We start from the raw sequence: 22,404 nt of genomic DNA, 5'->3' as shown, positions 1-22,404 counted from the left end.
TTAAAAAATCCCCTAAACCGATGCGAAACGCCATTGGCACGATGATTGATATAATTATTTTAATGTATGAAAAGGTCGCTAATATTAAAATTGAAGAGCGTGGCATAGAAAATATTCCCCAAGATAAAGGGTTTATTTATTGCAGCAAACATATGAGCAATATGGACGCGCTCATCCTTTATCGACGTTCTCCTAACTTAACGGCACTCGCTAAAAAAGAGCTTTTCCGCGTTCCTTTATTAAATCTTGTATTTAAAAAAATGGGTGTGATTGCTATTAACCGTGGTGCAAGTGAAGCACAAAAACAAACACCTATAATTGCAAAAATCTTAATAGGTCAAAAAACACCACTTATTATTTTTGCAGAAGGCACACGAACCGTGGTCGGGGAAAGACGCCCTTTAAAATCTGGTGCCTATTATTATCAAAAAGGAGCTGACCTTGATGTAATTGTTGCCGCACATAATGCAGGTGTTTGTTGGCCCAAAAAATCCTGGATCAAGTGGCCCGGTAAATTGATCATGGAATATTCAAAACCGATGCCTAAAAACCTCAATAAAGAAGATTTTATGGATGAACTCGGGCGCCGACTTTTGGACCGTAGTGAAGAATTAATGTTGTAAGCCATCAAGAAGTTCAATATAGTGAACTTCTTTTTAAGAAAGTATATTTATGGCACAGCAACAATTACCAGATATCGGTAAAACCATTAAACAATTAAGGTCCGCGAAAAATTTGACACTTGATCAATTAGCAGAGAGCAGCGGTGTGTCCAAATCCATGCTCTCGCAAATAGAGCGCAATAAAACGAACCCTACTGTGGGCACATTATGGAGTTTAACGGAAGCACTGAATATTGATATTGGTGACTTGCTGGGCGCGTCCCCTAAAAAAAATGATATTAGAGATAATATAACTGTCATTAAATCTCATCAAACACCAGAGATACAAAGTGCTGATGGCCTTTGTACACTTCGAATATTAGGTCCACTTAATCTTGTTTCAAAAGTAGAATGGTATGAGGTTAATATGGAAAAAGGCGGCTTGCTTAATTCTGATCCCCACAGCAAAGGCACTCAAGAACATTTAACAGTCTTGCGTGGCTCTGTGGTAATATCGACCGAAGACGAAGAAAAAATATTAGAAGCAGGCGATACCGCAAGATATAATGCAGACTGCCAACACTTTATAAAAAATAATGAAGAATGGCCTGCTCAGGCACTCTTAATAGTTCATACGCCATAATTAAATATAATATATTGGACATTTTGTTTAATATATTATATTTAATGATTCATATATTGAATTAATTGGAGATGGTCATGTCAAACCGCTACAAAAATTTCTTAAATGAACAACTTTCGTCCTTAAAAGATGAAGGCCTTTATAAATCTGAAAGAGTGATAACCACGCCGCAACAAGCCGCTGTGAAAGTAAGTTCATCCAATGAGAATGAATTTATTAATTTTTGCGCCAATAACTACTTAGGCCTTTCCAATGATAAAACGCTCGTTGAAACGGCAAAGTCCGCACTTGACCAATATGGGTATGGTATGTCCTCAGTCCGTTTTATATGTGGCACACAAGATATTCATAAAGAGTTAGAACAAAAATTAGCTACATTCTTAAAAATGGAAGACGTTATTCTTTATCCTAGTTGCTTTGATGCTAATGCGGGTCTTTTTGAAACGCTACTCGGTCCAGAAGATGCCATCATTTCGGACGCTCTTAATCATGCAAGTATTATTGACGGTGTCCGCCTTTGTAAAGCAAAACGCTTTCGTTATGCCAATAATGATATGGATGCTTTGGAAAATTGCCTTAAAGAAGCATCGGATGCCAGATTTCGTTTAATTGCAACTGATGGTGTTTTCTCTATGGACGGAATCCTCGCAAACTTGCCAGCCATTTGTGATTTAGCAGAAAAATATGACGCTATGGTCATGGTAGATGATAGTCATGCCGTTGGCTTTACAGGCGAAACTGGTGCTGGGACCCCTGAATATTTTGGGGTTCAAGACCGCATCGATATCATTACAGGTACGCTCGGAAAAGCCATGGGTGGTGCGTCAGGTGGTTATACAGCCGCATCCGCTGAAGTTGTTGAATGGTTGCGCCAACGTTCTAGGCCTTATCTCTTTTCTAACACTCTTGCACCGGTTATTGCTGCAACGTCATGTAAAGTAATTGACCTTCTTTCAGAACGACGTGAGTTACTGACTAAACTACGAGAGAATAGCGCTCATTTTAGAGAAAAAATGACAGATCTTGGCTTCAAACTAGCGGGGGCAGATCATGCGATCATACCCGTCATGCTTGGTGATGCGAAGCTTGCATCAGAAATGGCAGAGCGGCTTTTAAAAGAAGGTATATTTGTTATTGGTTTTTCTTTTCCAGTTGTCCCAAAAGGTGAAGCGCGTATCCGTACGCAGATGTCAGCGGCCCACAGCCGAGAGCAACTAGATCACGCCATTAATGCATTTGCTAAAATTGGCCGTGAACTTTCCATCATTGAATAGGTGTCATTATGAAAAGCTTAGTTAAATCAAAACCCGAAATCGGAATATGGCTTGAATCCATCGACAAACCAACCATTGGGCATAATGACGTTTTAATAAAAGTTAAGAAAACGGCCATTTGCGGAACTGATATTCACATTTTTAATTGGGATGATTGGGCACAAAAAACCATTCCGGTTCCCATGACCGTTGGTCACGAATTTTCAGGAAAAATTGTTGAAATAGGATCAGAAGTCGCAGGACTTAAAATTGGTGATCGTGTTTCCGCGGAAGGGCATGTTACCTGTGGGCATTGTCGAAAATGTCGCGCGGGAGACCGTCATTTGTGTCGCAACACCATCGGAATTGGTGTTAATCGCCCGGGTGCTTTTGGGGAATTTATCAGTGTCCCCGCATCAAATGTTTGCCCGCTACCGCCAACAATCAGTGATGATCTCGGAGCGATATTAGACCCACTTGGAAATGCTGCGCACACCGCCTTATGTTATGACCTTGTAGGTGAAGATGTATTAATTACGGGCGCAGGACCGATTGGTATTATGGCTGTGGCCATCGCGAAACATGTGGGTGCGCGAAATGTAGTCATAACAGATGTCAATGATTACCGCTTAGGCATTGCGAAACAAATGGGCGCAACACGTGCGATCAATGTGTCACGTAAATCGACAAAAAATGTAATGAGTGAGCTTAATATGACTGAAGGGTTTGACGTCGGATTAGAAATGTCCGGTAATCCATCCGCCTTTTCAGATATGCTCAATACTATGAACCATGGTGGCAAAATTGCTTTACTTGGTATCCTACCAGATGAAACACCAATTGATTGGAACCAGGTCATATTTAAAGGATTGGAAATCAAAGGAATTTATGGGCGACGCATGTTTGAAACATGGTATAAAATGATCGCTATGCTTGAAAGTGGGCTGGATTTAAGTCCCGTTATGACCCATCAATATAAAATTGATGATTATGAAGAAGCTTTTGAAATAATGAGATCGGGGAAGTCTGGTAAAGTAATCCTAGACTGGGGCTAATCCATATTACAATTCATTATTTTGTTTCTTCTTTTTAAGAGATTTCTCTTCTTTAATTTCTTGATAGAGAGATTCATATATAACAAAAAACACAAGGAATATCATTCCGAACATTAGCAAACTAACCATTTTATATCATTCCTTATTATCAAATTGAATAAGCTTAACTTATCTCACATTTATAAATAATACCTTAAATTTCTGGGAATTTATATTTTATTAGGATAATAATGCTAGAGCTATTGCAAACATTAATCGTAAATAAGCAGGACTAATTGTGAGAGATATATTACTAGCTCTTTTTCTTTTCTCGGCCTTTCCTATGATCCTTTATCGATATCATATTGGGGCTTTGATAATCGGATTCATTTCATTCATGTATCCACAAAGCAATGTTTATGGTTTCGCCTTAACTATGCCATGGCTTGATTATTTCTTTATGACTACTTTTGCCAGTTATATGCTTTGGCAAGGGTTTAAAGATTATAAGCACCATTACCTCATTACATATGTGATCTTCTTATATATCTTTACGTGCATAACGACATATAATGCATTTGATGTTGATATGGCCTATGAAAAATGGGTTAGCTTTACGAAAATACTTGTGTTGGCTTACCTAATATTTGCTATGCTTAATACCGAAAGACGCATTAACACCTTTCTCAAAGTCTTTGTTTTATCGATTGGTTTTTATGGCATTAAAGGCGGAATATTTACGCTTCTTACAGGTGGCGGTTACCATGTCGTCGGCCCTCCCTTTAGCTTCTTTGAAGATAATAATGCAATGGCTTTAACGCTTACGATGACATTTCCATTTATGTTATATTTTATTTCGCACGCAGATTACAAACTTGAGAGATATTTCAGTATTTTTTGCGCCTTAAGTTCTGCTGTTGCTATTCTTGGTACGCAGTCTCGGACAGGTTTTATCGCCATAACAGCTACATTTTTATATTATACTTGGCACATTAAAAAACTCAGCAAAGCCCTCTTATTTATTGTTCCAATTGGAATGGTTGCGCTCTTCTTCATGGCCGATACATGGTCAGAAAGAATGTCCACGTCTACAGAGTTAGAAACAGACGGATCATTTCAAGGGCGTGTTGAAATGTGGAAAGCTTCTTACCGCATTGCCACTGACCACCCATTTCTTGGAGGCGGGTTTGATGTTATTTACGTTCCACAGGTCATCGCTAAATATATTCCTAGTGACGTAGAACCACTAGCGATTCATTCATCATATTTCCAGATGATTGCGGAACATCGCTATCTTGGTTTAGCAATATATTTAACCATGCTTTATTTGATTTTTCATACGGCTAGAAAATTACATAAAGCAACGCGCACACCAGGAAAAATATCGAAACCTGCTGAATTATCCGTGGCTTTAGGAGCTGCCATAGGTGGATATATGGTAATGTCTCTCACCTTGAATATGGCTTTCTTTGATATTCTCTATTTCCTGATCGCTGTAACCGCTGTTGCTGACTTACTATATCGCAAAAGTGAAAATCATGTTCGCAATAAAATGAGCAAAGAAGCCCTATCGATTGCCTAAGTATTAAGAGACACAAGCAATCGTTATGCCTTTTTTCTCAAGATACTTTTGATGATATTCTTCCGCGCGCCAAAATTTATCTGCGACTTCTAAAGACGTGACAACAGGGTTTTGGAATTTGCCAGAAGCATCAAGTGCTGCAATAGATTTTTCAGCTATATTCTTTTGTACTTCATCTAGATAAAAAATAGCAGAACGATATTGTGTCCCTTGATCAGGTCCTTGCCGATTTAATGTCGTAGGGTCATGAAATTCCCATAATTTTTCAAGTAATCCTTCATAACCTATAACCGACGGATCATATTTTATTTCGATGGCTTCTGCATGACCCGTTGTTTTACCGCAGATTTCTTCATAGGTTGGGTCTTCTGTATCCCCGCCGATGTATCCAACTTGTGTTTCTTTAACACCGTCTACTTTTGAGAAATTGAGTTCAACCCCCCAAAAGCATCCTGCTGCAAAAATTGCTATTTCCATTTTGATTTCCTTTCCTATGGAGCTGGTGAAGGATTTTCGCGGTGAATTTTATTAACGGCCGCTTCTAACTCATCATCCCATTCAATTTCAAATGCGTCTATATTTTCTTTTAACTGATCCATAGTCGTAGCGCCAATAATATTTGTGGTCATAAAGGGCCGCGTATCGACAAATTTTTGCGCTAGTTGTGTTAATGATATCCCACGCTCCCGCGCGAGTTTTTCATATTTCAAAATGGCCTCTGCGGTATGGTTCGACTGATAGCGGGTTGTAAAGCCAGGGAACCTTTCGCGGCGGCTACCTTTTGGTAAGGCACAATTGATATATTTACCCGTAAGCGAGCCACCACCAAGCGGCGAATAAGCGGCTAGCCCGATATCTTCACGTGCAGCAATTTCAGCCAATCCGTGCTCAAATAATCTATTTATTAAACTATAAGCATTTTGGATAATGGTTGGTCGTGGACCAACGCCATTATTTGAATGTTCAAGATATTTCATAACGCCCCAAGGCGTTTCGTTTGAAACAGCAATATGTCTTATTTTTCCAGCCTTTTGAAACCCATCAAGAATGCTAAGTGTTTCTTCAATCGGTATGGCACCTGGATCTTCTTGATGTTCATATCCGAAGCTATCGGCAAATAATCCAATTTTACGATCAGGCCAATGTAAATAATAAACATCAATATAATCTGTATCCAACCGTTTAAGGCTTCCTTCTAAAGCGGCTGTGATTTGTTCCTTATTCAGACGAGTTTCCGAATGGCTTTCACGTAGAAAATCCATATTGGAGCGGCCAGCAACCTTACTAGCAATCATCACATCATCGCGCGATTTGGTTTTAAGCCAATTACCAATTATTTTTTCTGTCTCGCCTGCAAATTCAGGACCGGAAGGAACTGCATATAATTCCGCCGTATCAATAAAATTTACCCCGCGAGAAAAAGCATAATCGAGCTGCTCGTGTGATTCTGGTTCTGAATTCTGGCGTCCAAACGTCATGGTTCCGAGAGAAACATTGGAAACTTTTAATTCGGTTTTACCCAAAGTACGGTATTGCACAAAAAATCCTTTATTTTTATTTTTTAGTTTGTGTTAGTATTCATAGGTAATCAACAATATCGAAATGTCAATATTATGAAAAAAAACGATCAAGAATGGCGCGAAAAACTTGATGAAGAATCATATCAAGTGACCCGTCATGGTTGCACCGAGCATCCCTTTAGTGGCAAATATTATAATCATAAAGAAAATGGTACCTATAATTGTATTTGTTGTGATGCTCCACTTTTTTCATCCACCACCAAATACGATAGCGGAAGTGGTTGGCCAAGTTATTATGAACCTCATAGTAATGAAGCCGTAACAGTTCATAGAGATACAAGCCATGGTATGATACGTGAAGAAGTTAAATGTACGAACTGTGATGCACATTTAGGGCACGTGTTTCCAGATGGCCCTAAACCAACAGGGCTACGCTATTGTATCAACAGCGCAGCCCTGGATTTTGAAAATAACAAAGATTAATTAATCGAACGCTTCTTCCCATTTTCCTTGTGTGGAAGCACGAGAATATTCTGTAGCACGGCTTTCAAAGAAATTCGCATGCTCAATACCATTTAGAATTTCATCCATCCAAGGTAGTGGGTTATTGCCAACAAAATATATTGGATTTAGCGCTAGCTGTGTTAAACGACGATCCGCAATATAACGAATATAATCTTTTACTTCTTTAGCAGTTAAGCCTTCGATATCACCCATTTCAAACGCAAGATCAATGAAAGCATCTTCGTGCTTTACAACCGTTTTACAGGCTTCCGTTAAATCATGTTGTAATTCATCAGTCCAGACTTCTGGGTTCTCATGAACGAAAGAATGAAATAACTTAATTATCGATGTCATATGTAACGTTTCATCACGAACGGACCAAGTTACAATTTGACCCATACCTTTCATTTTATTAAACCGCTGAAAGTTCATCAAAATGGCAAAGGACGCAAATAATTGTAATCCTTCTGTGAAGGCACCAAAAACAGCGAGCGTTTTCGCAATATCTTCATTGGTATCAATACCCCACATTTGCATGTAGTCGTATTTATCCTTCATTTCAGAATATTCGAGAAAGGCTTCATATTCCGTATCCGGAATGCCAAGTGTATCCAAAAGATGACTATAAGCGGCAACATGAACTGTTTCCATATTGGAAAAAGCCGCGAGCATCATTTGTACTTCTGTCGGCTTAAACACACGGCTATATTTTTGCATATAACAGTTGTTCACTTCAATATCGGCTTGAGTAAAGAACCGGAAAATATGCATCAGCAAATTGCGTTCCGTATCCGAAATTTTCATATTCCAGTCTTTAATATCATCCGCCATTGGTACTTCTTCTGGAAGCCAATGAACACGCTGCTGCGTAAGCCAAGCATCATATGCCCAAGGATATTCGAATGGTTTATAAGAGACCCGCTCTACAAGTAATGACATCGTATTTTACCTAACTAATTATTGGCAAGACAAGCATTCTTCATAATCAGAAGATTCTTGAGCCTTTGCCATTGCTTTTAACATTTCTTCTTTTGCGTCTTCACCATTCGCATTAGAGTTTTCTGCGCGCTGGATCGAAAGTGAACGACAGTAATAAAGGCTCTTCAACCCTTTTTTCCACGCTTGGAAATGGATTTGATGAAGATCACGTTTATGTACATCCGCCGGTAAGAAAATATTCACAGATTGCGCCTGATCGACCATTGGTGCGCGGTCCGCTGAATGTTCAACCACCCAACGTTGATCAAGTTCAAACGCTGTCTTAAACACATCTTTTTCAAGATCATCAAGAAAATCAAGATGCTGCACGGATCCGCCATTAATCGTAATATTAGACCATACTTCTTCCGTGTTCTGACCTTTTTTCTCAAGTAATTTTCTTAACGCACGATTTCGAACGTTAAAAGAGCCGGAAAGCGTTTTTTGTGTGAAGCTGTTGGCTGCAATTGGTTCAATTCCAGGGCTAGCTCCACCGCAAATCGTAGAAATCGATGCCGTCGGTGCAATTGCCGTTTTATTAGAAAAACGTTCCATCATACCGTAATCAGCAGCATCTGGGCATGCGCCCTTTTCTTCAGCAAGCAAACGAGACGCGTTATCCACGCCCTCTTTAATATGATTAAAGATTTTCTTATTCCAAACTTGTGCCATCACTGATTCAAATGGGATCATGCGGTCTTGTAAAAATGAATGGAAACCCATTGCACCAAGACCAACACTACGTTCACGCATCGCAGCATAACGAGCACGAGACATGCTGTCAGGAGCACGGTCAATGAAATCTTGCAGAACATTATCAAGAAAACGCATGAGATCTTCAATGAATAATTCTTCGTCTTTCCATTCATCATACATTTCTAAGTTTATGGATGAAAGACAGCATACGGCTGTGCGTTGTTCTCCCAAATGGTCGATGCCGGTTGGTAATGTTATTTCACAACAAAGGTTAGACGTTTTCACATTAAGGCCCGCAAGCTTATGATGCTCTGGTGTTGCATCATTAACATGATCAATATTCAGAATATAAGGCTCACCCGTTTCAATACGTGCCGTCAGAATTCTAATCCATAGCTCACGCGCGGAAACTGTTTTTTGTACGGCACCGTCATGAGGGCTAACAAGAGCCCATTCATCGTCTTTTTCAACGGCACGCATAAAGGCATTAGAAACCGCAACACCGTGATGAAGATTTAGAGCCTTCCGGTTCGGATCGCCACCGGTTGGACGGCGGATTTCCACAAATTCTTCAATTTCAGGGTGATTAATAGGAAGATAAACAGCCGCAGAACCACGACGAAGTGATCCTTGTGAAATAGCAAGTGTTTGACTATCCATTACACGAATGAAAGGAATAATACCTGATGTTTTACCATTTGTACTGACGTTCTCACCTATTGAACGTAGGTTACCCCAAAAACTGCCAATGCCGCCACCTTTAGATGCAAGCCATACATTTTCATTCCAAAGTTCTACAATACCTGAAAGACTGTCATTTGCTTCGTTTAGAAAACAGGAAATTGGAAGACCACGTTTTGTACCTCCATTACTAAGGACAGGTGTCGCAGGCATAAACCATAACTTACTTATATAGTCATATAAGCGCTGCGAATGTGCTTCGTTATCACCATAATAACTTGCGACGCGCGCAAACATATCTTGAAAAGTTTCACCCGGCATAAGATAACGATCAGTTAAGGTCGCTTTACCGAAATCCGTAAGTAAGTCGTCTCTTCGATCATCGGTTTTTACACGTGCATGATCTTTTACTTGAATAGTTTCATTTAACAATGACGCAGACAATATTCCACTCCCATAAATCCAACCCGATTTCTTCGGGCCAAAACGCTTTTCCTAAAACGACTCTAAAAAAGGCCAAATTCATACTATAGATATCATAAAAAATGAACCTAACCGCGGCTTTTCAATATCGTCTCTTGTATATTTAATGGCAATCTTTTCTGGTATTTCACAACACCGACCACCTTGGTTATTACGACAATTTTAGCTAGTCTGTTGCTTTATAAACATTTTCAAGAACAACACCCGTCAAAATTCCAAATAACACAAGATATGGTATTTATGTGCATAGAAGTTGTCAACAGCTAGTATGTCGCTTTTTTTTAAAAAATATCAAATGTTAACATTCCTGCGGGCTTGGGAACAAAAAAATATTAGTTGACTTTTGACTTTATTTTTTTTGTGGGCGTTGCAATAAAAGGGTCCTCTGGCCAAGGGTGTTTTGGATAGCGTCCTTTCATCTCTTTTCTCACTTCCTTATAGGAGGAATTCCAGAACCCTTTTAAATCAGTCGTGATCTGTAATGGTCGGCCGGCAGGAGATAATAAATGCAAAGTTAGATTGATTTTTCCATTAACAATTTTGGGACTTTCTAAGGCACCAAACATTTCTTGTAATTTCACCGCCAGCACGGGTGGGTTCACTTCATAATCAATTTTGACATTCGAGCCGCTTGGAACTTTAATATGTGATGGCGTTAAATCATCAAGCTTTTTCTGATCTTGCCAATCAAGTGCGTTTTTCAAAATCTCTGTCATATTTAATTTTGATAAATTGGCAATCGTCGAGATACCATATAAATAGGGCAACAACCATTCTTCCATATTATTTAATAAAGCTTGATCGGAAAAATCCACAGTGATTTCATTGTGAATTTTAAGTAATTCAATGCGGCGGCGTAATGCCATACTCTTTTTATTCCAAGGCAAGATGGATAAACCAAGTTTTCTAATTCCATAGAGCATGGCTTCTGATATTTGATCGCTGTCAGGATTATTTATTTTGACAATTTGAAGAGGTGATTTCCCAAGAAGTGTTTTTTCTTCTGCAAGAACAGATCTAGAGCGATCGTCCCATGATATGTTTGGTTCGGTATCAATCTGCTTATTAAAATAATCCTCAAGGTCTTGACGATCGATTGGGGCCGCTAAAAATATTCTTGCGTCTTTCGCACCTTTATCCAAGTAACCAACTGCCAAAAATTGATTTATCATCAATGGGTCATCTGGCAGTAATTTGGCTCCACGGCCACCAGATAACAAATATGCCCCTTCAGAGCCTTTTCGCAAGCCGGCTATTCTATCGGGGAACGCAAATGATAGGCATAAACCTGTCTTGTCAATATCTACGAAAGCTTCATCCATTCGAAAATTTCTATGCCATATCTTTACTTGTTGAAGAATTCTTTTTGCTACAGTTATTTTAGACCCTAATTTTTTCGCCTCTGTAATTTCGTTCTTCTTAATATGATTTAATGCCTCTATTCTAAGGCGCAAATCAGCGGTTCTTTGATCCGGCTTTAAAGATAAAATATCGCGTTCTTCAAGAAGCGCTGCGATATATAGGGCCAATGTACCGTGGCCAATTTCTTCAGCCTTAATCACCATATGTGATAATCGCGGATGCATAGGAAGGGACGCCATCTTCTTTCCAAATGCTGTGATGCCATTATCATTTAATGCTTCTAATGATTTGAGCAAATCTATTGCGCGATCAATGACCTCTTTATCTGGCTGATCCAACCATTTTAAATCGCTTAAATTACGTACCCCCCATTGATTTAAACTTAAAACCAGTGACGTTAAATCGACACGTTTTATTTCCGGAACCGTAAAAGGAATAAGTGATCGGTCTGCGGCTTCTGACCAAAGCCGGTAACATACACCGGCTTCCAATCTTCCTGCTCTGCCCATCCGTTGGTCGGCGGACGCTTTTGATAACATTTTCGTTTCAAGGCCTGGCATGCCGCTTTTGGTATCATAAAATGCATTTCTTGAAAGGCCGCTATCAATGACGATACGTATGCCTTCAATGGTAAGACTTGTTTCGGCAATTGCCGTTGCAAGAACCACTTTACGTTCTTCTTTTTTGGTGGGTTTTATCGCCTTATCTTGATCAGCAAAATTCATCATTCCGTATAAGGGATTGATAGATATATTATGACCCAGCGGCTTTTCTTCTAATAATTTTTTTGCTCTTTCGATTTCTCCTGCGCCCGGCAAAAATGCTAATATGCTGCCCTTTTCTTCATTAAGCGCTTTAAGAATAGCGGATGTCATGGCTTGTTCAATTCGCTCATTGGGTTTTCGCGGCAGGAACCGCTTTTCAACAGGAAAAGCTTGACCTTGACTGGTAATAATGGGCGCATGATCCATTAATATTGATACTTTATCACCGTCTAAAGTCGCAGACATAATAATCAATTTGAGATCGTCTCTTAAACCTTCCTGAATATCAAGACATAAAGCCAAGCCGAGATCTGCTTCAATTGAGCGTTCATGAAACTCATCAAAAATGACTAAGCCAATATTTTTAAGCTCTGGATCAGACTGTAATTGTCGCGTTAAGATACCTTCGGTAACAACTTCAATTTTTGTATTTGGGCCTACCTTGGTTTCCATACGGACTCGGTACCCGATGGTTTCTCCTACTTTTTCCCCAAGAATGGACGCCATGCGGTTTGCAGCCGCCCTCGCCGCTAATCTGCGCGGCTCCAGCATGATGATTTTGCGATTCTTTAAAAATGGCTCATTTAATAACTCAAGTGGAACAACGGTCGTCTTACCCGCGCCAGGTGGCGCCTGTAAAACCAATGAATTGTGTGATGAAATTTTCTTTTTTACTTCAGGAATAATTTCATAAATAGGTAACGGTGAAGTCATAACTTCTTGTTTAAATGTCCTAATCAACAATGTAAATATTCTAAATCATCTAAGTGAATTATAACCATATTCTAAAATATTCTTTCCTTTATATTACATGTAAAAGAATTTTCTGCGGATTTGTTGATTTTTAAACTTGCATTTTTCATTTCACACTGTACATATAGCCCTTGGATACAGTTATAGAGTGCTGCATATGACGGGTTAAACCCTGTTTAACGAAACCGTTCGCAGCAATCGTCTACAAAAATACCGGGTACGGATTAACATGCATTCCTTGTTGGAATCGATGATCCGAGATGCTCGGTCTAATAGTGCGTTAAATTTTTTTATGTTTTAAAAAATTTTAGCGACGTGTGTATTGATAATAAAATTTGTAAGGATAATTGAAATGACCCCTCAGGTGCCATTAAATCGTCGCGGACTGCCAAAATCACAGGGACTTTATAACCCTGAAAACGAACATGACAGTTGCGGTATTGGATTTTTAGCAAACATTAAAGGTGTAAAAAGTCATTCTATTGTAAAACAAGGCTTGCAAATCTTGGAGAACCTCACTCATCGTGGTGCTGTCGGCGCAGACCCTCTTGCGGGTGATGGTGCCGGAATTCTTTTACAAATTCCAGATCAATTCATGCAAGAAGAAACCAAGAGAATAGGAATTAATTTACCTAAAGAAGGCGAATATGGCATTCTGATGATTTTCTTGCCGCACGAAGAAAAAGTGCGTGAAAAAATTAAGAACGTTTTTGAAGATTTGGTCTCCCAAGAGGGTCAAAAATTCCTGGGCTGGCGTGATGTGCCGACGGACAATTCCAAATTTAGTGAAAATGTGAAATCAACCGAACCTTTTATTGCCCAAGGATTTGTTGGCCAAGCAGATAACATTAAACGAAATTGTGATTTCGAACTAAAGCTCTATATTATCCGGAAACAACTATCCAATATTGTCTTGGAAATGAAAGAAGATACAAGCGCCTATTATGGATGTAGCTGTTCAAGCCGCACCATTCTTTATAAAGGAATGCTCCTTGCAGGACAGGTAGGGGAATATTATACCGATCTTCTTGATGAACGTGTAAAATCCGGTCTTGCCCTTGTTCATCAGCGTTTTTCAACAAATACATTCCCTACGTGGAGCCTCGCGCAACCATTTAGAATGGTTTGTCATAATGGTGAAATTAATACGGTTCGTGGAAATGTAAACTGGATGGCGTCTCGCCGATTTAATATGAAATCAAGCGTTATTAGTGACGATCTTGATAAATTATGGCCCCTCATTCCGGAAGGATTGTCCGACACCGCCTGCTTTGATAATGCATTAGAACTTTTGGTTGCTGGCGGCTATAGCATCATGCACGCGATGACAATGTTAATCCCTGAAGCGTGGGCTGGGAATCCGTTAATGAGCGCAGAACGGCGTGCGTTCTATGAATATCACGCTGCCCTCATGGAACCTTGGGATGGACCGTCGGCTGTCGCCTTTACTGACGGTATTCAAATCGGTGCGACACTTGACCGAAACGGGCTACGCCCCGCGCGTTATATTGTGACCGATGATGATATGGTGATATTGGCCTCAGAATCAGGCGTGTTGCCAATTCCTGAAGAAAATATCGTTCAAAAATGGCGCCTACAACCGGGTAAAATGTTGCTCATTGATACGGCGGAAGGTCGCATCATTTCAGACGAAGATATTAAACATGAAATGGCAACAGCCTTTGATTATCAAGATATATTGAACCGCACACAAATTAAACTAGAGGAATTGCCAAGCGAGGTAGCCCCTCAGCCCTCTAGTGGCGCTGATCTTTTACAAAAGCAACAAGCGTTCGGATATACACAAGAAGATATGAAGCTTTTGTTTCCGCCGATGGTTACAAGTGGTCAAGAAGCCCTTGGCTCAATGGGGACGGACACGCCAATTTCCGCCTTATCGGATAAGTCAAAACTGCTTTACACTTATTTCAAGCAATGTTTTGCCCAAGTGACCAATCCGCCAATTGATCCAATTCGCGAAGAAGCGGTAATGTCGCTTGTTTCCTTCATCGGCCCACGTCCTAACTTGCTGGACCTTGAAGGTATAGGCACACACAAAAGATTAGAAGTCGGTCAGCCAATTTTACGCAATCAGGATTTGGAAAAAATCCGTACCATTGGTGATATCCCAGATAATGACTTTAGAACTATTACTGTTGATTGCACCTATAATGCCGAACTCGGCGCAGAAGGCATGGATAATGCCATCGAAAGCATTTGCCTGCTCGCAGAGGTTGCCGTTATCGAAGGTGATAATATTATCATACTATCGGATAGAAATGTTTCAGCGGAAAAAATTGCTATTCCGGCCTTACTTGCTACGTCATCCGTACATCATCATTTGATTCGCAAGGGATTGCGTACAAGTGTAGGGCTAGTGGTTGAAACTGGTGAGGCACGTGAAGTACATCATTTCTGTGCGCTCGCGGGGTATGGTGCGGAGGCCATTAATCCCTATCTTGCCTTTGAAACCATAGAAAATATGTTGCCGCAATTACCGGAAGAGGTAAACGCGATAACTGCAAAGAACAGATATGTAAAAGCCATCAATAAAGGTATCCTGAAAGTAATGTCAAAAATGGGCATTTCCACATACCAATCTTATTGCGGCGCGCAAATTTTTGATGCAGTCGGGTTAAACAGTGAATTTATCGAAAAATATTTCACCAACACAAAGTCCGCTATCGAGGGTGTTGGCTTACGCGAAGTTTCCAAAGAAACCATCATGCGACATGCACAAGCTTATGGTGACAGTTTAATTTATAAAAAATCACTTGATGTGGGTGGCGATTATGCCGTCCGTGTCCGCGGTGAAGCCCATCAATGGAATTCTGATAGCATCAGCAGTCTACAGCATGCCGTACGAGGTAATTCCGCGGAAACATATAATGAATATGCGCGCATCATCAATGAACAGTCCGAGAAATTAATGACGCCGCGTGGTTTATTTAAAATTAAACCAACAGGTAAATCTATCCCACTCGATGAAGTAGAAAGTGCCACTGAAATCGTTAAACGATTTGCAACGGGTGCCATGTCATTTGGGTCGATCAGCCGCGAAGCGCATACGACGCTTGCGATTGCCATGAATAAAATCGGCGGGAAATCCAATACTGGTGAGGGCGGCGAAGAACCGGACCGTTTTACACCGGATAGAAATGGCGATTTAAGAAGAAGTGCCATTAAGCAAGTTGCATCTGGCCGGTTTGGCGTGACGACAGAGTATCTGGTTAATGCCGATGACATTCAAATCAAAATGGCACAAGGGGCCAAGCCCGGTGAAGGCGGTCAATTACCTGGTCATAAAGTGGACCCCGTTATCGCCAAAGTGCGCCATTCGACGCCTGGTGTGGGTCTTATTTCACCACCGCCGCATCATGATATTTATTCAATTGAAGATTTAGCGCAGCTTATCTATGACCTTAAAAACGTTAATAGAGATGCACGTATAAGCGTAAAACTGGTTTCTGAAATTGGGGTAGGAACCGTTGCTGCCGGCGTTTCAAAAGCCAAAGCAGATCATCTTACTATTTCAGGTTTTGACGGTGGAACGGGTGCAAGCCCGCTTACCAGCCTTAAGCATGCCGGGTCCCCTTGGGAGATCGGACTTGCTGAAACGCAACAAACGCTCGTTTTAAACCGCCTGCGTGACCGTATTTCTGTACAAGTCGACGGCGGATTAAAAACCGGACGAGATGTGATTATAGGGGCGCTTCTGGGCGCTGATGAATTTGGATTTGCCACGGCGCCACTTATAGCATCAGGGTGTATCATGATGAGAAAATGTCACCTTAATACTTGTCCTGTTGGGGTCGCGACACAAGATCCTGTTCTAAGACGCAAATTTACCGGAAAGCCAGAGCATGTGATTAATTATTTCTTCTTCGTTGCCGAAGAAGCGCGAAAAATAATGGCCGAAATGGGCGTCAGAAACCTTAATGAAATCATTGGCAAATCAGAACTTCTTGATAAAAATGACGCCATTTCACATTGGAAAAGCGATGGATTGGATTTTTCAAAAATTTTCCACCGTGTTCAGGAACAAAAAGGCGATGATATTTATAATACAAAATCGCAAGAACATGAAATTGATGACATCCTTGATCGCCGTTTAATTGAAGATGCGAAAGAAGCGCTCGAAAATAAAACGCCTGTTCAAATTAGCGCCGATATTCATAATTATGATCGTTCGACGGGTGCAATGCTATCAGGTGAGCTTGCCAAGAAATATGGCCACAAAGGACTTACGGATGATACCATTCATATTAAACTAAACGGTATCGCTGGCCAGAGTTTTGGTGCATTCGTCGCCAAAGGTATTACATTCGAACTAGAAGGGGAAGCGAACGATTACGTCGGCAAAGGATTAAGCGGCGGTAAGCTGATCGTTTATCCACCGCAAAATTCAAAAATTGTCCCAGAAGACAGCATCATTGTCGGCAATACAGTTCTATTTGGTGCCATCAATGGAGAAGCATATTTCCGTGGATTTGCCGGAGAGCGTTTTGCCGTTCGAAACAGCGGCGCCATAGCCGTCGTTGAAGGGGTGGGAGACCACGGCTGTGAATATATGACCGGCGGTTGTATCGTAGTCATTGGCCCAACTGGGCGAAATTTTGCAGCCGGCATGAGCGGCGGTATCGCTTACGTTCTTGACGAAGAAGACGAGTTTGAAAAACGCTGTAACCTTGCAATGGTAGAGCTTGAACCATTACCAGAAGAAGATGCCATGGCGAAATTACATGGTGCCGGCGAATTAGAGGGACACGGACGCGTTGACGTTTTACGCGGCAATATGTCAGGTAACGATAAAGAACGCCTCGTGCAACTTCTTGAAAATCATGCGCGTTATACAGACAGTGCTCAAGCCAAAAAAATTCTCGCGAATATTGATGGTTATTTGCCGAAATTCGTCAAAGTAATGCCTGTTGAATATAAACGCGCTCTAGAAGAAATGGCCGCCGCCGCAACCTCATTATCAGCTTATACAGGACCAGGAGAATAAAAATGGGAAAACCTACTGGATTTATGGAATTACCACGTCAAGACCGTACCTATGCACCAGCTGGCGATCGTGTTCGACATTATAATGAATTTATTAACCCGCTCTCGGATGGTGCCGTTGCCAAACAAGGCGGCAGATGTATGGATTGCGGCATTCCGTTTTGTCATACGGGCTGCCCGGTAAATAATATGATTCCGGACTGGAATGATTTGGTTTGGAACCGTGAGTGGAAAGAAGCGTCTGATAACCTTCATTCTACCAATAATTTTCCCGAATTTACTGGTCGCGTATGCCCTGCACCTTGTGAAGCTGCTTGTACGCTTAATATCGATGACCAGCCTGTTACTATCAAGACAATTGAATGTGCAATTGTGGATAAAGGGTGGGAAAAAGGGTGGATTAAGCCGCTCATCAACGAAAATAAAACCGATAAAAAAGTCGCCGTTGTCGGTAGCGGGCCTGCTGGTATGGCTGCCGCGCAACAGCTGGCGCGTGCGGGCCATAATGTTTCCGTTTATGAAAAGAATCGCCGTGCTGGCGGTCTTTTACGTTACGGCATTCCCGATTTTAAATTGGAAAAAAGTTTAATAGATCGCCGTGTGCGTCAAATGGAACGTGAGGGCGTGACCTTTTGGACCAGCATGGAAGTTGGTAAAGATATACTTGCCCCTAAAATAGCGGACCATTATGATGCAGTTATCCTTGCGGGTGGCGCAGAACACCCCCGTGATTTACCCATCCCCGGCCGTGAATTAAACGGTATTCACTATGCTATGGATTTTCTGACCCAGCAGAACCGTCGCAATGCAGGAGAGCCATTATCAAATGTAAAAGATATTGTCGCAAGCGGTAAAAAAGTCGTTGTTATTGGCGGCGGGGATACAGGATCAGATTGTATCGGCACATCATTCAGACAACGTGCCGTTTCAGTCACGCAGCTGGAAATTATGGCCGCGCCACCAGCCAAAGAAGATAAAGGATCCACATGGCCCCATTGGCCGCATGTCTTTCGCACCTCTACATCGCAAGAAGAAGGCGCAGACCGCATATTTAGCATCGCAACTACAGAGTTTGTTGGCGATGAAAATGGCAATGTAGAAGCAATTCGATGTCATGAAGTCGATGAAAACTTCAATAAAATTGAAGGCAGTGAATATGAAATGGATGCGGACCTGGTTCTATTGGCAATGGGTTTTACGAACCCCGTAAAAGAAGGCCTATTAGAACAACTTGGCGTCGCTCTAAATGATCGGGGTAATATTAGTGCGCCGGTCAGTAATTATAAGACGGATATCCCAAAAATATTCACCGCAGGAGATATGCGCCGCGGTCAATCCCTCGTGGTTTGGGCCATCCGTGAAGGCCGTCAAGCGGCCCGCGCTGTCGATGAATTTTTAATGGGTAAATCAGACTTACCGAGATAAAGTTTTCTCTTCTTATTGTTTCTAAAAAGCACCGCAAAATATTGTGGTGCTTTTCCTATTTTTATGGCTAAAAAAAAGCAGTCATGTTATATGAGGCATAAGGATAATTGTTATGACCGAATTGAAAAATAGACTTAACGAACTTGAAATCAAAATTGCGCACCAAGAGCAGCAAATTAACGATTTAAGTGACATGGTTTCAGAACAATGGACAATGATTGAACGCTTGGGCGGGCAGCTCACAAAAGCTAATTCCCGCATTGAAAGTTTAGAAAATAATCCCCAAATTGAGAAGTCTAGTTTACTGGATGAAAAACCCCCTCATTATTAGGATAATTATATGAAAATAAGCTTTATAGGATTAGGTGTAATGGGATATCCCATGGCAGGTCATTTACAAAATGCCGGTCATGATGTTTGTGTTTATAACCGTACAGCTGAAAAAGCGATAAAATGGTCTGGTGAATATAATGGGCGCTATGGTAAGACCCCAAAAGAAGCCGCAAATGGCGCCGAAATCGTCTTTGTCTGTGTGGGTAATGATGATGATGTGCGTTCCGTGGTTTATGGTGAGGATGGTGCGATTGCAGGAATGTCTTCAGGATGTATTTTAGTCGATCATACGACCACGTCAGCCAACCTTGCACGCGAACTAGAACAAGAAACCAAAAAAAAATTAATTGAATTCCTAGATGCGCCGGTGTCAGGCGGTCAGGCCGGAGCTGAGAACGGCGCGCTTACCATCATGATTGGCGGAAAAGAAAGCACCTATTCAAAGATTTCCAATATTCTTGAATGCTATGCTAAGAAAAGCAAGCTTTTAGGGCCAACAGGTAGCGGACAATTGGCCAAGATGGTTAATCAAATCTGTATAGCAGGGGTCGTGCAAGGACTCTCAGAGGCGCTCAATTTTGCCATGAAATCGGGCTTAAATGCGGATGATGTTGTAGACGTTATATCCAAGGGGGCTGCACAAAGCTGGCAAATGGAAAACCGCTCAAACACAATGGTTCGCGATGAATTTGATTTTGGTTTTGCCCTTGATTGGATGAGAAAAGACCTCGGCTTTGCTCTTGAAGAAGCCGAGAAAAAAAATATTCCATTACCCATTACAAAAATGGTTGATGGGTTTTATGAAGAAATTCAAAATAGTGGTGGTGGGCGCTGGGATACTTCAGCATTGATCACTCTACTAAACAAATAAATGCAGGTATTAAAATGATTGCAACAGATACACAAAACTATTCACGTGATGCATATTCAACAATGACATCAATTATACGCGGATTTAAACGCACATGTCCACATTGTGGCAATGGCAATGTCTTCAACGGTTATTTAAAAGTCCAAGATTGTTCTAATTGTAGCGCGCCAACAAGCGAAATTCGTGCGGATGATATGCCACCTTACATTACGATTTTTATCGTAGGGCACATCATTGTTCCCCTTCTAGTGGTAGTCGAGGCAACCTATAAGCCAGAGCTTTGGATGCAAATGGCCTTTTGGCCAACCGCCACGCTTTTATTAACACTTCTATTTTTACCTTATATTAAAGGTGGTGTTCTCGGATTGATGTGGCATTTGAAGCTTAAGGGCGTCGAACAGCGTTAATGGTCTGATACTTCAAAATTACCGAACAAACCCGTTTCTTGCGATTGACCTAGAGGTTTTAAGATGATTCGGTATGGGAATTCCGATTTTAGCATGCCTTTGCGTTCTAATGCTTTCCATACTGTTTCATTGGAAAGACCACTTGCATCTTTTGCCGACACAACAAACCTGCCAATATGAACATGGTCGCCGTGCGGTGTTGGTAAGAACATAATTGAAATATCATCAGATCCTTCAATATTTGCTGATGTTTCTTCACTTTTCGCCAACTCCTGAAATAAAGCCAGCGTTCGGTTTTGCAATGCATTTAGTTTTATTTTTTTCATTCGCTTATCCACCAAGTCATCAATAACGACATCCTTCATACACATTCTGTATTATTATTAACATTTCTTTTGGCAAAATCCTTGATTTTTGATAAAAACCCAAGTAATTGACTTAGGTCAATGAATTTATTGAATGATATTTTAAAACTACTCAGTAAAGAAAAGGAAGAAAATGGCTAATACAATCAATTTTATCGCATGTGGAATCGTAACATTATTTTTGTTGGTTTCAATTGCGCTCGCAGGGCCGCATTTATTGTTACCTGCTGTTGCTATGATTGTAACCGTTCTTGTAGGCGGCCTTTGCATTTATGTTGCAGATGGCATGATCAAGTCTCGTAATAAAATCGAGAAAGAATGGGAAGCAAATAACCCTGAATAATTCAGGATATCTTTTCTAAGGTTATACCCTGAGTACTTAATACCTGATAAGTACTATACTAGGCGTCTTGTTTTTTAAACAAGACGCCTTTTTTTTATATATTACGTGGTCCTTCCGAAATGTTGCCATTCTTCGAACCCGCCCTTATTTTCCAAATAATTCATTAAAGCAACAACCGGTCGACGATCATATACATTATCCACTTCACCCATTAGTGTCGTAATGGCATGTTTCATTTCAAGGCCATAATATGCATTTGAATAATATTTCATATGTTACAGATATAACCAATTGGCGACAAAAAGATTATTGGGCCACGATAAGTCAATTTTTAAATAGAGACGGTGATTGTGAGGATTATGCAATTGCAAAATATTATTCGCTTAAAGAGTTGGGTTTTACGAGCGATCAAATGCGAATAGTCGTGGTAGAAGATACAAACTTAAACATCGCACATGCCGTATTGGCGGTTTATTATGATAATAAAATTTGGGTTTTGGATAATCAAATTTCTCAAATAATTGAACATAAAAAAATTGTTCACTACACCCCCCTATATTCAATCAATGAAAAGGCATGGTGGCTACATAAAAAAATATCATAAAGTATAAAATTTTAACTAATTGGTATTATATTTTGTGTCATTCTAAAGATATTAAATAAATTGGATTCTATAAGATAATGGGCGCTACTGAAAAAAATATTTATGCTGAAAGTTCTACAGCCCCTGATCAAGTGGATGAACTTTTTGCCCATATACGCTCATTTCGTATATTTACCAAAGGCTACCGCGCTATTCAT

The 22,404-nt window shown here is 40.7% G+C and carries 20 protein-coding genes; 13 read left to right on the top strand and 7 right to left on the bottom strand.

The window, feature by feature from the left end; all coding sequences use genetic code 11:
* Nucleotides 1-41: 41 nt before the first annotated feature.
* From ACTF6W_RS02830 to ACTF6W_RS02810, 5 genes are all read left to right on the top strand, one after another.
* Nucleotides 42-623 (top strand): lysophospholipid acyltransferase family protein, encoded by a 582-nt coding sequence (locus ACTF6W_RS02830; protein WP_438993022.1) that lies wholly within the window; start codon nucleotides 42-44, stop codon nucleotides 621-623.
* 49 nt (nucleotides 624-672) lie between these two features.
* Nucleotides 673-1,245, top strand: a complete 573-nt coding sequence (locus tag ACTF6W_RS02825) for a helix-turn-helix domain-containing protein (RefSeq protein ID WP_438993021.1) — start codon at nucleotides 673-675, stop codon at nucleotides 1,243-1,245.
* A 77-nt stretch (nucleotides 1,246-1,322) separates the two neighbouring features.
* A complete protein-coding gene (locus tag ACTF6W_RS02820) occupies nucleotides 1,323-2,519 on the top strand; it encodes a glycine C-acetyltransferase (protein ID WP_438993020.1) in 1,197 nt (398 codons plus the stop codon).
* Between the two features lie 8 nt (nucleotides 2,520-2,527).
* Nucleotides 2,528-3,553 carry an L-threonine 3-dehydrogenase gene (gene tdh / locus ACTF6W_RS02815; protein ID WP_438993019.1) on the top strand — a complete coding sequence of 342 codons (1,026 nt, stop codon included), beginning with the start codon at nucleotides 2,528-2,530 and terminating at the stop codon, nucleotides 3,551-3,553.
* Between the two features lie 277 nt (nucleotides 3,554-3,830).
* Complete coding sequence (locus tag ACTF6W_RS02810) at nucleotides 3,831-5,114, top strand: putative O-glycosylation ligase, exosortase A system-associated (RefSeq protein ID WP_438993018.1); 1,284 nt, start codon at nucleotides 3,831-3,833, stop codon at nucleotides 5,112-5,114.
* Nucleotides 5,115-5,117: 3 nt separating this feature from the next.
* Here ACTF6W_RS02810 and msrA read toward each other — a convergent pair whose 3' ends face one another.
* Both msrA and ACTF6W_RS02800 read right to left on the bottom strand, forming a co-directional pair.
* Entirely contained in the window at nucleotides 5,118-5,591 is a 474-nt protein-coding gene (gene msrA / locus ACTF6W_RS02805; RefSeq protein WP_438993017.1) for a peptide-methionine (S)-S-oxide reductase MsrA, read from the bottom strand.
* A 14-nt stretch (nucleotides 5,592-5,605) separates the two neighbouring features.
* Nucleotides 5,606-6,652 (bottom strand): aldo/keto reductase, encoded by a 1,047-nt coding sequence (locus ACTF6W_RS02800; RefSeq protein ID WP_438993016.1) that lies wholly within the window; start codon nucleotides 6,650-6,652, stop codon nucleotides 5,606-5,608.
* Between the two features lie 75 nt (nucleotides 6,653-6,727).
* Here ACTF6W_RS02800 and msrB point away from each other — a divergent pair, with 75 nt between their 5' ends.
* Nucleotides 6,728-7,117 (top strand): peptide-methionine (R)-S-oxide reductase MsrB, encoded by a 390-nt coding sequence (gene msrB / locus ACTF6W_RS02795; protein WP_438993015.1) that lies wholly within the window; start codon nucleotides 6,728-6,730, stop codon nucleotides 7,115-7,117.
* Here the strand turns inward: msrB and ACTF6W_RS02790 are convergent, their stop codons facing one another.
* The 3 genes from ACTF6W_RS02790 to hrpB form a co-directional block, all read right to left on the bottom strand.
* Entirely contained in the window at nucleotides 7,118-8,077 is a 960-nt protein-coding gene (locus tag ACTF6W_RS02790; protein WP_438993014.1) for a ribonucleotide-diphosphate reductase subunit beta, read from the bottom strand. It abuts the gene before it with no gap.
* A gap of 18 nt (nucleotides 8,078-8,095) precedes the next feature.
* Complete coding sequence (locus ACTF6W_RS02785) at nucleotides 8,096-9,937, bottom strand: ribonucleoside-diphosphate reductase subunit alpha (RefSeq protein WP_438993013.1); 1,842 nt, start codon at nucleotides 9,935-9,937, stop codon at nucleotides 8,096-8,098.
* A 371-nt stretch (nucleotides 9,938-10,308) separates the two neighbouring features.
* Entirely contained in the window at nucleotides 10,309-12,816 is a 2,508-nt protein-coding gene (gene hrpB / locus ACTF6W_RS02780) for an ATP-dependent helicase HrpB (RefSeq protein ID WP_438993012.1), read from the bottom strand.
* A gap of 391 nt (nucleotides 12,817-13,207) precedes the next feature.
* Between hrpB and gltB the strand changes: the two genes are divergently transcribed.
* The 5 genes from gltB (at nucleotide 13,208) to ACTF6W_RS02755 (ending at nucleotide 20,895) form a co-directional block, all read left to right on the top strand.
* Nucleotides 13,208-17,860, top strand: coding sequence for a glutamate synthase large subunit (gene gltB, locus ACTF6W_RS02775; protein WP_438993011.1), 4,653 nt, complete (start codon nucleotides 13,208-13,210; stop codon nucleotides 17,858-17,860).
* A gap of 2 nt (nucleotides 17,861-17,862) precedes the next feature.
* Nucleotides 17,863-19,284, top strand: coding sequence for a glutamate synthase subunit beta (locus ACTF6W_RS02770; RefSeq protein ID WP_438993010.1), 1,422 nt, complete (start codon nucleotides 17,863-17,865; stop codon nucleotides 19,282-19,284).
* 112 nt (nucleotides 19,285-19,396) lie between these two features.
* On the top strand, nucleotides 19,397-19,615 hold the full coding sequence (locus tag ACTF6W_RS02765) for a SlyX family protein (protein WP_438993009.1): 219 nt from the start codon (nucleotides 19,397-19,399) through the stop codon (nucleotides 19,613-19,615).
* Between the two features lie 9 nt (nucleotides 19,616-19,624).
* Nucleotides 19,625-20,488, top strand: a complete 864-nt coding sequence (locus tag ACTF6W_RS02760; RefSeq protein WP_438993008.1) for an NAD(P)-dependent oxidoreductase — start codon at nucleotides 19,625-19,627, stop codon at nucleotides 20,486-20,488.
* Between the two features lie 14 nt (nucleotides 20,489-20,502).
* Entirely contained in the window at nucleotides 20,503-20,895 is a 393-nt protein-coding gene (locus ACTF6W_RS02755) for a DUF983 domain-containing protein (RefSeq protein ID WP_438993007.1), read from the top strand.
* Here the strand turns inward: ACTF6W_RS02755 and ACTF6W_RS02750 are convergent.
* Nucleotides 20,892-21,221 (bottom strand): hypothetical protein, encoded by a 330-nt coding sequence (locus ACTF6W_RS02750; protein WP_438993006.1) that lies wholly within the window; start codon nucleotides 21,219-21,221, stop codon nucleotides 20,892-20,894. The two genes, ACTF6W_RS02755 and ACTF6W_RS02750, sit on opposite strands and share 4 nt — an antisense overlap.
* Nucleotides 21,222-21,393: 172 nt before the next feature.
* Between ACTF6W_RS02750 and ACTF6W_RS02745 the strand changes: the two genes are divergently transcribed.
* Nucleotides 21,394-21,603, top strand: coding sequence for a hypothetical protein (locus tag ACTF6W_RS02745; protein ID WP_438993005.1), 210 nt, complete (start codon nucleotides 21,394-21,396; stop codon nucleotides 21,601-21,603).
* A 101-nt stretch (nucleotides 21,604-21,704) separates the two neighbouring features.
* Here ACTF6W_RS02745 and ACTF6W_RS02740 read toward each other — a convergent pair whose 3' ends face one another.
* Nucleotides 21,705-21,839: a hypothetical protein gene (locus ACTF6W_RS02740; RefSeq protein WP_438993004.1), complete on the bottom strand. Its 135-nt coding sequence runs from the start codon at nucleotides 21,837-21,839 to the stop codon at nucleotides 21,705-21,707.
* 14 nt (nucleotides 21,840-21,853) lie between these two features.
* Between ACTF6W_RS02740 and ACTF6W_RS02735 the strand changes: the two genes are divergently transcribed.
* Entirely contained in the window at nucleotides 21,854-22,207 is a 354-nt protein-coding gene (locus tag ACTF6W_RS02735) for a transglutaminase-like cysteine peptidase (RefSeq protein WP_438993003.1), read from the top strand.
* Nucleotides 22,208-22,404 lie beyond the last annotated feature (197 nt).

Origin of the sequence: Pseudemcibacter sp., assembly GCF_965661635.1 — a bacterium.
In the GTDB taxonomy this organism is placed as follows: domain Bacteria; phylum Pseudomonadota; class Alphaproteobacteria; order Sphingomonadales; family Emcibacteraceae; genus Pseudemcibacter.
Note: the sequence above shows the minus strand (reverse complement) of the source record. Positions and strands in the feature narration are given on the sequence as shown.